10 protein-coding genes, 1 tRNA gene and 1 other RNA gene are annotated in these 11,742 nt (G+C 68.6%); 4 read left to right on the top strand and 8 right to left on the bottom strand.

The window, feature by feature from the left end; all coding sequences use genetic code 11:
- Positions 1-24: 24 nt before the first annotated feature.
- The 8 genes from ABEA30_RS13200 to prfB all read right to left on the bottom strand — a co-directional run bounded on the left by ABEA30_RS13200 (position 25) and on the right by prfB (position 6,720).
- The gene (locus tag ABEA30_RS13200; protein ID WP_345583608.1) at positions 25-585 is read right to left on the bottom strand and encodes a YqgE/AlgH family protein; all 561 of its coding nucleotides are present in this window, start codon (positions 583-585) and stop codon (positions 25-27) included.
- Between the two features lie 226 nt (positions 586-811).
- Positions 812-1,182: a transfer-messenger RNA gene (gene ssrA, locus ABEA30_RS13195) on the bottom strand.
- A 31-nt stretch (positions 1,183-1,213) separates the two neighbouring features.
- On the bottom strand, positions 1,214-1,783 hold the full coding sequence (locus tag ABEA30_RS13190; RefSeq protein ID WP_345583606.1) for a DUF1707 domain-containing protein: 570 nt from the start codon (positions 1,781-1,783) through the stop codon (positions 1,214-1,216).
- Positions 1,784-1,865: 82 nt separating this feature from the next.
- On the bottom strand, positions 1,866-2,348 hold the full coding sequence (gene smpB / locus ABEA30_RS13185) for an SsrA-binding protein SmpB (RefSeq protein ID WP_345583605.1): 483 nt from the start codon (positions 2,346-2,348) through the stop codon (positions 1,866-1,868).
- Positions 2,349-2,367: 19 nt separating this feature from the next.
- Complete coding sequence (locus tag ABEA30_RS13180; RefSeq protein ID WP_345583604.1) at positions 2,368-3,891, bottom strand: peptidoglycan DD-metalloendopeptidase family protein; 1,524 nt, start codon at positions 3,889-3,891, stop codon at positions 2,368-2,370.
- Between the two features lie 15 nt (positions 3,892-3,906).
- A complete protein-coding gene (gene ftsX / locus ABEA30_RS13175; protein WP_345583602.1) occupies positions 3,907-4,809 on the bottom strand; it encodes a permease-like cell division protein FtsX in 903 nt (300 codons plus the stop codon).
- Between the two features lie 13 nt (positions 4,810-4,822).
- On the bottom strand, positions 4,823-5,509 hold the full coding sequence (gene ftsE / locus ABEA30_RS13170; protein ID WP_345583600.1) for a cell division ATP-binding protein FtsE: 687 nt from the start codon (positions 5,507-5,509) through the stop codon (positions 4,823-4,825).
- Between the two features lie 98 nt (positions 5,510-5,607).
- Positions 5,608-6,720: a peptide chain release factor 2 gene (gene prfB / locus ABEA30_RS13165; RefSeq protein ID WP_345583598.1), complete on the bottom strand. Its 1,113-nt coding sequence runs from the start codon at positions 6,718-6,720 to the stop codon at positions 5,608-5,610.
- A gap of 166 nt (positions 6,721-6,886) precedes the next feature.
- On the opposite strand from prfB, the gene ABEA30_RS13160 reads away from it, so the two are divergent.
- From ABEA30_RS13160 to nhaA, 4 genes are all read left to right on the top strand, one after another.
- Entirely contained in the window at positions 6,887-9,268 is a 2,382-nt protein-coding gene (locus ABEA30_RS13160; protein WP_345583596.1) for a D-glucuronyl C5-epimerase family protein, read from the top strand.
- Positions 9,268-10,041 carry a hypothetical protein gene (locus tag ABEA30_RS13155; RefSeq protein WP_345583594.1) on the top strand — a complete coding sequence of 258 codons (774 nt, stop codon included), beginning with the start codon at positions 9,268-9,270 and terminating at the stop codon, positions 10,039-10,041. Before ABEA30_RS13160 ends, ABEA30_RS13155 begins: the two co-directional genes overlap by 1 nt.
- A 57-nt stretch (positions 10,042-10,098) precedes the next feature.
- A tRNA-Val gene (locus tag ABEA30_RS13150) sits at positions 10,099-10,175 on the top strand.
- A gap of 222 nt (positions 10,176-10,397) precedes the next feature.
- Positions 10,398-11,741 carry a Na+/H+ antiporter NhaA gene (gene nhaA, locus ABEA30_RS13145; protein WP_345583592.1) on the top strand — a complete coding sequence of 448 codons (1,344 nt, stop codon included), beginning with the start codon at positions 10,398-10,400 and terminating at the stop codon, positions 11,739-11,741.
- The last annotated feature ends 1 nt before the right edge of the window (position 11,742 follow it).

Here is an 11,742-nt window from a genome sequence, read left to right as displayed (position 1 = left end):
GGGTCACCCGAGCGCCCGCGTGCCTCAGTTCAGCGTTGGTTCCTCGGTCCAGGTGGACCAACGGCCGGGCAGCCCGCCCATCCGGCGCAGGACCCGCCGCCACAGGCCTTCGGGATTGCCGAACACGTCGTCGGACCGCACCTCCGTGCGGAACCACGAGCCCCGGATGAGTTCGCCCTCGAGCTGCCCCGGGGACCAGGATGACAGCCCGACGAACAGCCGCAGCGCGGTGAACGAGGACGCCAACAGCTCGCCCGGGAAGCGCAGGTCGACCAGCCCGACGTCGCCGGCCACCCGCTCCCAGCCGGGCGGGCTCACGTCGTCGGCGGCGGGCTTGCCGAGCGCCAGGACGACGTCGCTGTTGACGGGGCCGCCCTCGAAGAGCACCCCGGGCGGGCTCAGGTGGGAGACGAACTGTCCTGCCGCCGCCTCCGGCGGCATCTCGGAGAACATGTTGAGGCAGACCCCGACGGTGCCCTCCTGATGGTGCTCCAGCAGCAGCACGACGGAGCGGTCGAAGTATCCGCCGCGCCCGGGTTGGGTGGCGACGAGCAACTGACCCACAGCGATCGCACCGGTATGCATGGACCCAACCCTAACGGGCAGGACAGGGGCATGGGCATGAAAAACCGTGGGCACGGGGGGTGGGGCCCGGGGGCACGTGTTGAGCCCTCACGGAAGGATGCCTCCACGACCGTCCGCATGAGCGCCTGGGACGCCGAGTAGGTCGGCGAAGTTCGCGGCCTTCGAGGGCGTGACGATCATCCCAGAAAGACAAAATCCCCTGTCAGCGAACTGACAGGGGCCACAGGGGTGGAGGTGGCGGGAATTGAACCCGCGTCCTCAAGAGATGACCCAGGGATTCTCCGGGCGCAGCCGACAATGGCGTGTTCTCGGTCCCTGCGCTCTTCGTCGGCACGTCGCAGACAGACCCAGTATCAGTAAAGTCCCGAGCAGCCCCTGATACGCAGGCTACTCAGCAAGCCTTCTAAATGAGGCCAGGAACCGGACCGAAGGCTCGTCCGGGCTGACCCTTCGGTGTCGCTGATCAGGCAGCGAGAGCGAAGTCAGTGCGGTTGTTGTTGGCACTTATTGGTTTCCACGCAGCGTTTACGAGATAAACGTGGATCCTCGGCCCGCTTCTCCTGGGACTACCGTCCCGAGTCGAAACCAGTCACCCCCTGTTGAGTTGTCCCCACCATTGTAGCGGAAGTCAGCGGAGGGCCTGCCTCGGCGGATTCGGCCTGGCCAGCATGAACGGTTCCAGCCGGCCGGTGCCGGACTGCCCGTTGAACGCACGCACCGATGCCCAGATGGTGCCACCGAACCAGGCGAGCCATGCGAGGAACAGGAAGCCCTCCGCACCGAGGACGATGCCGAGCACGAGCGCGGCAGCGGCCACGACCGCCGCCGTCAGCTGGAAGCTGAGCGCGCGTCCGGCCTCCCACCACAGGTGGCTCCCCGGACGCGCCACCGACTTCACGATGGCCGGGGCGATGAACCAGGTGAACAGGCCCGAGAGGTGGACGAGCCCTGCGCCGACGTTCTCCGCAGGCGCGGCCTGGCCGGGTCGCTGCGGGACGAAGACCGCAGGCGCGATGCGTGCCAGCCCCACCAGGGAGCGGTTGAGTTCGACGCGGTCGCGCGCGTTGAGGGCGAGGTCGAGTCGGCGGTCGAGCTCGGCCTCGTCGATGGAGCGGTCGGCGTAGCAGGCCTGCAGGTGGTTGACCGCACGGTCGCGCTGCTGGTCGGTGACTCCGGGAAACTGCTGGTAGGCGCTCATGCATCCATTGTGACCAACGGGCCCACGGAAACGTACCGGGAACTCCCCTGAAATCGCCCCTGACGACTACCCGGGCCGGGTCTCAGCGAGCGTTGTACTTGTTCTTGTGCGCCAGGGCCCGCTGCATCTCGCGCTTCGCGTCGCGCTCCGCGATGGCGTGGCGCTTGTCCCAGTCCTTCTTGCCCGTGGCAACCGCGATCTCGACCTTGGCGTAGCCGTCCTTGAAGTACAACGACAAGGGGATGAGGGTGCGGCCGGAGTCGTCGATGGCCCGGGAGAGCTTGAGGATCTCCTTGCGGTGCAGCAGCAGCTTGCGGGTGCGACGGGCGGAATGGTTGCGCCAGGTGCCGAACTCGTACTCGGGGATGTTGGCGTTGATCAGCCACGCCTCACCGTGTTCGTCGACGGTGGCGTAGGCCTCCGCGATCGTCGCCCGCCCGGCGCGCAGGGTCTTGACCTCGGTGCCGGTCAGCACCAGGCCGGCCTCGTACACGTCTCCGATGTGGTAGTCGTGACGGGCCTTCCTGTTCTGTGCGACGAGCTTGGTTCCGGTCTCCCTGGGCATCCGGTAATTAAACCACGCCTCAGTTGAACCAGCCGGCCATGGGGTTCACCACGCGGCCGTTCTGCCACACCATGAGGTGCAGGTGGCAGCCGGTGGAGTAACCGGTGGAGCCGACGTAGCCGATGACCTGGCCCTGCTTGACGCGCGAGCCGACGCCGACGATGTAGCGAGTGGCGTGGTTGTAGCCGGTGGTGACGTAGGAGCCGCGCACCAGGCCGTGGTCGATCATCAGGCGGTTTCCGTACCCGGCGTTGTAGTACCGCTCGGTGACGACACCGGCGGCAGCGGCACGGATGGGTGCGCCACAGGGGGCACCGAAGTCGGTGCCGTCGTGGAGCTTCCGGTAGCCGAGCACGGGGTGCAGGCGCATGCCGTACTTGGAGGTCAGCCGTCCGTCCACGGGGCGGATGAAGGTCGACTGGTTGCGCGAGGACGACGCGCTCGACGCAGCACCGCTGTTCTTGCTGGACGAGGAACCCGCCTGGGGCTTCGGCGCGGCGGGCTTGGCGGCTGCCGCCTTCCTGGCGGCTGCGTCACGGGCTGCCTTGTCCGCGGCGGCCTTCCGGGCCGCGGCGTCCCGCGCGGCCTTCTCTGCTGCCGCCTTCTTCTGCGCCTCGATGCGCTGCTGGATGCGGCGCTCGACGTCGGCGTTCTCGGCCTGGAGCTCACGCTGCCTGGCCTCCTCGTCGACGACCTGCTGGCGTGCGGCCGCCTCCGCCTTGTCCCGTGCGGCGACGAGGTCGGCGACCTGCGCGCGGAGCGCCTCGGCCGCGCCCTGGGCGGCCTCCTTCTGGTCGAGCTGTTCGGCCGCAGCCTGGCGGGCCTCGTCGGCCACGTCACGCGCGGCGTCGGCCGCCTGCTGGGCCGCGTCGGCCGCCTGCTGGGCGTCGTCGGCGCGGGTCTCCGCGTCCTCGAGGGTGAGGCGGCGCATCTCCAGTTCATCGAGCTGGACGGCCGAGGAGGCCATCAGGCTCTGGGCCAGCTGTGCGCGCTGGTTGAGGTTCGACGCCGTGACGTCGGTGAAGATCAGCGCGAGGTTCACCAGGCCGGTGCTGTGCTGCGTGGTGACCAGGATCTCCTCGTTGAGCCTGCGGTTGACCGAGTCGAGCGCGGCCTGCGCGGCTGCGACGTCGGCCTTCGCCTGCGCGAGCTTGTGGTTGGCGTCCTCGAGTTCGGCGTTCGCGTCGTCGAGCTGGCCTTCGGCCTCGGCGAGCTCGTCGGCGCGCTGCTGGTCGATCTCCTCGGCCCGGCGAACCTCGGACTCGGCGCGGGCCAGCTTGGCCTCGGCGTCGGCCAGCTGGGTGCGGGCCACACGGGCGGCCTCGACGGCGGAGTCACGCTGTGCCTCCGCCCCGTCGATGACGGCGGACTGGCGCGCGATCTCGCGCTGGAGCTCCGCCTTGCGGTCCGTGAGCTCGTCGGCCTGCGCGGGCGCCCAGCTGGCGAGACCCAGCAGGACGGCCAAGGTCCCGGCGACGATGCCTCGGGACAGGCCTGAGATTCTGGTGCGAACTGCGGGCAGAGGGGGAAGTTCCCGGTTCACGCTCGACTCCTTCGATCAGATACGCAGATATCTTCTGGTTGCGAGCAGTGTCGGGATGATGGCCAGGCCAACACCTACTGCTGCAATGGACACAATGGCAGCGGCGAGGTCTCCCCAGCCAATCCAAGGTAAAGCGGCGATTGAGGTTCGGGCGTTCTGGTCGATGACGAACCAGTACCCCAGCGTCAGGGTCGCCGACGCGATGACGATGCCGATGAGGGCGGCCACGAGGGCCTCCAACAGGAACGGCAGCAGGATGTAGATGTTGGACGCGCCGACCAGGCGCATGATGCCCATCTCCCGGCGGCGCGAGAAGGCCGCCATGCGGATGGTGTTGACGATCTGGAGCGCCGCCGCGACCAGCAGCAACACGCTCATGGTGATCGTGGCCCACTGGAGGGCGCCGAACCACTTGAAGATGGGCTCGAGGATGGAGTTCTGGTCCTGGACCGCCTGCACGCCCTGGAGACCGCGGGCCTCGCTCGAGACGCCGGCGTAGTTCTCGGGGTTGCGCAGCTTGACCCGGAAGGAGTCCTGCATGTCGTCGACGGTGCGCGAGTTCACCGCGGGCGAGTCCCTGAAGACGCGCTGGAACTCCGCCAGGGCCACCTCCTTGGACTCGTAGACCACCTCGGAGACCTCCGGGTTGGCTTCCAACGTCTGCTGGATGGACTCGCGCTGCGCGTCGCTGGTGCCCTTGCCCGGCTCACACCGGCCGCCCTGGGTGTTGGGCGTGCACAGGAACACCTGGACGGTGATCTTGTCGTACAGCGTCCGCTTGGTGAGGTCGACCTCCATCGACGTCAGGAGGCCGGCGCCCAACAGCGCCAGCGACACGGACATGGTGACCACCACTGCGATGGTCATCGCGATGTTGCGCTTGAGACCGGACCAGGTCTCGCGAAGTGAATGCCGCATGTGTGTCTCTCCCCTACGCCGTGCCGTAGATGCCCTTGGCCTGGTCCCGCACGAGTTCGCCGTCGCGCAGTTCCAGTACCCGACGACGCATCTGGTCGACGATGGACGAATCGTGGGTGGCCATGATCACGGTGGTGTCGACGCGGTTGATCCGGTCGAGCAGCTTCATGATGCCCACCGAGGTCTCGGGGTCGAGGTTGCCCGTGGGTTCGTCGGCGATGAGGATCTTCGGGCGGTTGACGAACGCGCGGGCGATCGCGACGCGCTGCTGCTCGCCGCCGGACAGCTCCTCACACGGGCGGTTCTCCTTGCCTGCGAGCCCCACCATCTCGAGGGTGTCGGGCACCACCCGACGGATCTCGCGGCCGGGGCGGCCGATGACCTGCAGCGCGAAGGCGACGTTCTCGTAGACCGTCTTTCCCGGCAGGAGGCGGAAGTCCTGGAACACGGTGCCGATCTGCCTGCGGAGGCCCGGCACCTTCCACTGGGGCAGGGTGGCGAGGTTCTTCCCCGCCACGTAGAGCGTGCCCTTCGTCGGGCGGTACTCACGAAGGATCAGCCGCAGGAAGGTGGACTTGCCCGAACCGGACTGGCCGACGAGGAACACGAACTCCCCCCGGCCGATCTCGAGGTTGACGTTCCTGAGGGCAGCGCGATGCTGTCCTGGATAGAACTTCGTGACGTCCTCGAACGTGATCACAGGGGCACTCCGACGGTTGGGGAAGAAGCTGAGAAAATCTCAGCGCACAGCGAGTCTAGGGGCACCGGACCGGGGGTTGTCCGACGACACGCCGCGACTCAGGCGCTTGTCTCAGCCTTCTTGCGCCACCGGATGCCCGCGTCGATGAAGCCGTCGATGTCGCCGTCGAAGACGGCTTCGGGGTTGCCCACCTCGTGCTCGGTGCGCAGGTCCTTGACCATCTGGTAGGGGTTCATCACGTAGGAGCGCATCTGCGCGCCCCACGAGTTGCCGCCGTCGCTCTTGAGCGCGTTGAGCTCCTTCTCGCGGTCTTGGCGGGCCTTCTCGAGCAGGCGCGACTGGAGGACGCGCAGCGCGGCGGCCTTGTTCTGGAGCTGCGACTTCTCGTTCTGGCAGCTCACCACGATGCCGGTGGGCAGGTGGGTGATGCGCACGGCGGAGTCGGTGGTGTTGACCGACTGCCCGCCCGGACCCGACGAGCGGAACACGTCGATGCGGAGGTCGGCCTCGGGGATGTCGATCGAGTCGGCCTCCTCCGTCACCGGCAGCACCTCGACGCCGGCGAACGACGTCTGGCGGCGGCCCTGGTTGTCGAAGGGCGAGATGCGCACGAGGCGGTGCGTGCCCTGCTCGACGGACAGCGTGCCGTAGGCGAAGGGAGCCTTGATGGCGAACGTGGCGGACTTGAGGCCCGCCTCCTCGGCGTAGGAGGTGTCGTAGACCTCGGTGGCGTAGCCGTGGCGGTCAGCCCAGCGCATGTACATGCGCATGAGCATCTCGGCGAAGTCGGCGGCGTCCACCCCGCCGGCCTCGGCGCGGATGGTGATCAGCGCGTCGCGGGGGTCGTACTCACCGGAGAGCAGGGTGCGGACCTCGAGTGCCTCGACGTCCTTGGCCAGCTTGTCGAGTTCGCGCACCACCTCGGCGGTGGTGTCGGCGTCGTTCTCCTCCTCGGCGAGTTCGAGCATGAGCTCGGCCTCCTCGAGACGGGAGCGCAGCCCGACGAGCCGGTCCACCTCGCCCTGCTTCGCAGACAGCTGGCTGGTCACCCGCTGGGCGTTGTCCTGGTCGTCCCACAGGTCGGGTGCGGCCACCTGCTCCTCGAGCTCGGCGATCTCGGCGCGGAGCCGTTCCAGGTCGGCGACGGCCTCGATCGAGTCGAGGGAATGGCCGAGGTCGGTCAGGCGGGTGGAGAGATCATCGTTAGCCACAATCGGCCATTCTACCCCGCGCCGTGGGTTTCCCCCTTCCCAGCGTGTTTGCGACCGACCGCACGAAGCTCAGGTAACACTGGAACCTGTGTTTGGGTGGGCACCTGACCAGCGGTTAAGGTCGCAGGCGACGCCCTGATGGTGAGAGCTTGAGTAAGGACGGATCTTGAAGAAACGCATTGGCGCAGGATTGGCGGCGCTGCTCACGGCGACGCTCGGCATCGTGGCCCTGCCACCCACCCAAGCCGCGGCCGAGGTGGACGTCTACACCACCCCCGGCACCCACACCCTCAACGGGCGCGAGTGGCGCACCAGCTGCGAGCCCTACTCGTCGACGGTGGACCGCTGCCGTGCCGAGATCAAGGCCACCGTCGTGAAGGTGGAGGGCGGCCAGTTCGTGGAGGTCACCGACTGGGCGTTCAACAACCTCACCTACAAGCCCAGCCCGCGTTCGACATGGGCGGGCAACCCGCTCGCGACGCCCGGCGAGCACGTCATCGGTGGCCGCCAGTGGCGCACCGAGTGCGACACGGCCCAGACCGGGCGCAACGCGTGCCGCTCGTACATCATGACCACGGTGTACGGCGTCAAGACGATGACGCCGCGAACCTATGAGCAGTCCAACCAGTGGGTGTTCAACAACATCGTGCACTTCAGCGTCGCTCCCCCGGCGCCCACGCCCACGACGCCGCCGAAGCCGACGTACTGCAACGCCGCCCCGCTGCCGGCGGGCTTCGCGCTCACCGACGAGGGCCGGCCCTACGTCATCAAGGCGCCCTACACCCCCGTCGACATGTACAACCCCACGTCGATCAGCAACTTCATCCGCAACGCCGCCAAGGCCAGCAACGACGCCCAGACGACGCAGGCCAGGCAGGACCAGAAGTGCCTGGCGCTGCTGGGGGCGCAACACCTCATGAAGGGCTCCGAGACCACCACCAACGCCGACGGCGAGACGGTGCGCTGGTTCCCGTACATGTTCCGCTTCAGCGCCAACCCCACCCTCGACGACCTCACCGCGCCGTGGCACTCCGGCCTGGCCCAGGGCGGCGTGCTGACCACCTTCACGCTGCTGACCGACCTCACCGGCGACCGCACCTGGCTCGACCGCGGCGCCGAGACCTTCCGCAGCTTCGAGGTGCCCGTCACCGAACCCGGCGGCATCCTGAACCGCAACGAGGAGCACGGCTTCCTGTGGTTCGAGGAGTACCCCACCACGCAGGACGGCACGTCGTTCCCCACCACCGTGCTGAACGGGCACCTGGAGGCCGTCATCGGCCTCAACCTCTGGCACCGCCGCATGGTGGCCGAGCAGTCGGCGGGCCGCACTCCCGTCAGCGACCCGGCCGAGGTCAAGGCTCTCGTCGACGAGGCCGTCGGCACGCTCGAGCCCATGCTCGACGTGCACGAACTGGAGATCGACGGCGGCACGCTCACCAGCTACGACGCCGTGCGCGGCTACCCCGCCGCTCCCCTGCGCGTCAACGGCACCTCCACCCTCAACGTCGGCTCCGCGGCCCTGAACGGGCAGCGGATCACGCTGCCCAAGACGTCGGACACCTGGTCCACCCGCGACACGTTCCTCGTCAACGGCAACTTCAACGGCAACGTCGTGGGAGGCGTCCCCGAGGGGTGGACCCGGCTGGGCAGCTCGTCCTACTCCCGCGTCGAGAACGGTTACTACCGCATCACGTCCGGCGGCAACGCCTGGCAGGGGCTCGAGTTCGGCTGGTCCGAGAACCCCAGCAAGGGTGTCCCGGCCAGCTGGCTGAAGGACGTGGCGGGCAAGCCGATGACGCTCACGATGCGCGCCTCCGTCAAGTACCCCGCGGACCGGGCCGGTGCCTCCGGGCGCATCGCCCTCTACGAGCAGTGCGGCTCCGACGTGAAGCTGCACTACGAGAACGTGCTGCGCGGCAGCGGCCAGTGGGCCGACTACACGTTCGGCTTCAACGCGCCGAAGGCGGGCTGCGACCTGCGGGTGCAGTTCATGGTGAGCCCGTACAACCGCGACAACACGGTGTTCCTGCTCGACGACGTGCACCTCAGCTCGGCGCAGACCGTGGGCTCGTCCGTCACCCCGAAGTACGACCTGCGGGTGTACAACACGCCGCAGAACGTCCTGTCGCTGACCGGTTCCGGCCGCGCCACGCTCCAAGCCCACTACAACGGCCGCTGGCAGGACTTCGCCACCGTCGACCTGACCAACGCTCCCGTCGACATCGTCATCCCCGAGCGCTTCACCGGCCGCAACATCCACCTCGGCTACCACGAGACCCACGTCGGCGAGCTCATGCAGCTGTACCGCGCCTTCCCGCAGCACGGCTACCTCCTCGAGTATGCGCAGCGGTGGGCCCCGATGGCGCCGTCGGTGCACCACACCGTGCCCAAGCCCAGCACGTCGACCACGCTGCGGACGGGTGCCAGCACCATGAGCATCGACGCCGTCGTGGACGAGGCGTACGAATACCCCGTCGTCGACCAGTTCACCGGTCTGCCGTACGAGGACCTCGACCTGCTCGACGAACTCGCGAAGCCGGCCAGCTGATGCGCCGCCTCGCGACCGTCCTGACGGCAGTCCTCGTCGCCCTGGTGGGCACCGTCGTCCCGATTCCCGCTGCGGCGCAGGTGGACGTGTACACGACCCCCGGCACGCACAACGTCAACGGGCGCCTGTGGCGCACCACGTGCTCGATGTACTCCAGCACCGTGGAGCGGTGCCGCACCGAGATCCAGGCGACCACCGTGTCGTTCACCGGGTCCCGCTACGTCGAGCAGCAGGGCTGGGCTTTCAACAACCTCACGTACAAGCCCAGCCCGCGGGCCTCGTGGTCGTTCATGAACCCACTGGTCACCCCGGGCGACCACACCGTGGACGGCCGACGGTGGCGCACCGAGTGCGACACCGCCTGGACCGGCTCCAACGGCTGCCGCTCGCAGATCATGGCCACGGTGATCGACGAGAACGCCTCCGGCCAGTACCAGACGGTCAACAAGTACGTCTTCAACAACATCGTGCACGTCACGCCGGTGCCGTGCGTGGTGTCGCAGGCGCAGCTGCGCAAGGACGTGGGCAACGCCTCCACCGTGCTGGCCGGCTGCACCCGCTCGTCGCAGGACGCGTCCTGGGCGGCGGTGGACTTCCCCGTCGTCCTCCCGGACGGCTACCGCTACATGTCGACGGCGTTCTACCGCCTTTCCGGCAGCAGCTGGCGGCTCGCCGTGCGCAGCAGCGCGAACTGGCAGATCTGCCAGTGGACGCGTGACAACGGGGCACCGCAGGACCTGGTCAGCAAGCACCTGGCGTTCTGCGCGCGGTGAACCCGGCGTGCGCCGGCGGCGATCCCCTGTCACAATGGGGGTCGCCGTCCGGCACCCGGGCGCATAGCTCAGTTGGTTAGAGCACCTGCCTTACAAGCAGGGAGTCGGGGGTTCGAGTCCCTCTGCGCCCACCATCCATGCCCCGTAGCCCCGCCGATGAGGAGTGAGCAGCCATGCACGACACGGTCCTGACCCCCGGTCCGTGGACGTGTCTGCATTCCGGCACCAACGGGTACGTCTCGTCGTGGGGACCGATGCTCTCCGGCGTCAATCCAGTCGTGGCCCCGTAGCCCCGGCGCGTCGATGACGACGGCCGGGCCATGCCCCCGCCTGACACCATCACCCGAGAGACACCCATGGACACCTCCTCCACCCGACGCTTCTTCCCCCGCTACGGTTCCTTCGCCGAGGCGCGCCGCATGGCCGCCATCCTCCGCAAGGAGACCGTCGGCGGGATCCTGCTGGTGGTCGCCGCACTCGTCGCGATCATCTGGGCCAACTCCCCCGTCGCCGAGTCCTACTTCGCGTTGCGAGACCTGGAACTGGGCTACGAGCCCTGGCACCTCAGGCTCAGCCTCGGCGCGTGGGCGGCCGACGGGCTGCTGGCCATCTTCTTCTTCCTCGTCGGGCTGGAACTCAAGCGCGAGTTCGTCGCCGGCGACCTGCGCAGCGTCCGCACGGCCATCGTGCCGATCGCGGCCGCGGCCGGCGGCGTGGTCGTGCCCGCCCTCATCTACGCCGCGCTGGTGAGCAGCACCCCCGGGCTGCAGCACGGCTGGGCCATCCCGACCGCCACCGACATCGCCTTCGCCGTCGCGGTGCTGGCCATCATCGGCTCGCACCTCCCGTCGGCGCTGCGGATCTTCCTGCTCACGTTGGCAGTCGTCGACGACCTGTTGGCCATCACCATCATCGCCATCTTCTACACCGACGCCGTGGACTTCCTGCCCCTCGCCCTGGCGCTCGCCGTCATCGCCCTCTACGGCCTCGTCGCGCAGCGGTACCGGGAGTCCTTCGGGCTGCGGCCGTTCGCCGCCTGGCTGGTCCTGCTGCCGATCGGTGCCGTGGCCTGGGCGCTGATGCACGCCTCCGGCATCCACGCGACCATCGCCGGCGTGCTGCTCGGCTTCACCATCCCCGTCCTGCACCGAGCCGGCGCGTCGGAGGCCGTGCGGGCCCGCGCCGGACTGGCCGAGGAGTTCGAGCATCGGTTCCGCCCGCTGTCGGCCGGGTTCGCCGTGCCGGTGTTCGCGTTCTTCTCCGCCGGCGTCGCGCTGGGCGGCTGGGACGGGGTGCGCGCGGCCGTCGCGCACCCGTTGACGCTGGGCATCGCCGCCGCACTGGTACTCGGCAAGCCCCTCGGCATCGTGACGACGACGTGGCTGGTCACGACGTTCACCCGCACCCGGCTCGATCCGGCGCTGCGTTGGGTCGACCTCATCGGCGTGGGGTTGCTGGCCGGAATCGGCTTCACCGTCTCGCTGCTGGTGGCCGAGCTGAGCTTCGAGACGGGATCGGCCGAACACGACACCGCCAAGGTCGCAATCCTGGGCGCGTCCGTGATCGCCGCGGTGCTGGCGACTATCCTGCTCAGCGTGCGCAACGGCCGTTACCGGAGGATCGAGGCCCGCGACCAGAGGGACGCGGACCGCGACGGTGTGCCCGACGTGTACCAGGACGGGCCGGAGGACATCGGTTGAG

The organism is Tessaracoccus lubricantis (genome assembly GCF_039544535.1).
GTDB lineage: Bacteria > Actinomycetota > Actinomycetes > Propionibacteriales > Propionibacteriaceae > Arachnia > Arachnia lubricantis.
The sequence above is the reverse complement of the archived record's forward strand: the minus strand, read 5'-3'. Positions and strand labels throughout refer to the sequence as shown.

What these genes read in the sequence shown, in the direction of transcription:
- ABEA30_RS13200 (WP_345583608.1), bottom strand. Translation starts at nt 585, where the DNA reads ATGCATACCGGTGCGATCGCTGTGGGTCAGTTGCTCGTCGCCACCCAA.
- ABEA30_RS13190 (WP_345583606.1), bottom strand. Translation starts at nt 1,783, where the DNA reads ATGAGCGCCTACCAGCAGTTTCCCGGAGTCACCGACCAGCAGCGCGAC.
- smpB (WP_345583605.1), bottom strand. Translation starts at nt 2,348, where the DNA reads ATGCCCAGGGAGACCGGAACCAAGCTCGTCGCACAGAACAGGAAGGCC.
- ftsX (WP_345583602.1), bottom strand. Translation starts at nt 4,809, where the DNA reads ATGCGGCATTCACTTCGCGAGACCTGGTCCGGTCTCAAGCGCAACATC.
- ABEA30_RS13155 (WP_345583594.1), top strand. Translation starts at nt 9,268, where the DNA reads ATGCGCCGCCTCGCGACCGTCCTGACGGCAGTCCTCGTCGCCCTGGTG.
- nhaA (WP_345583592.1), top strand. Translation starts at nt 10,398, where the DNA reads ATGGACACCTCCTCCACCCGACGCTTCTTCCCCCGCTACGGTTCCTTC.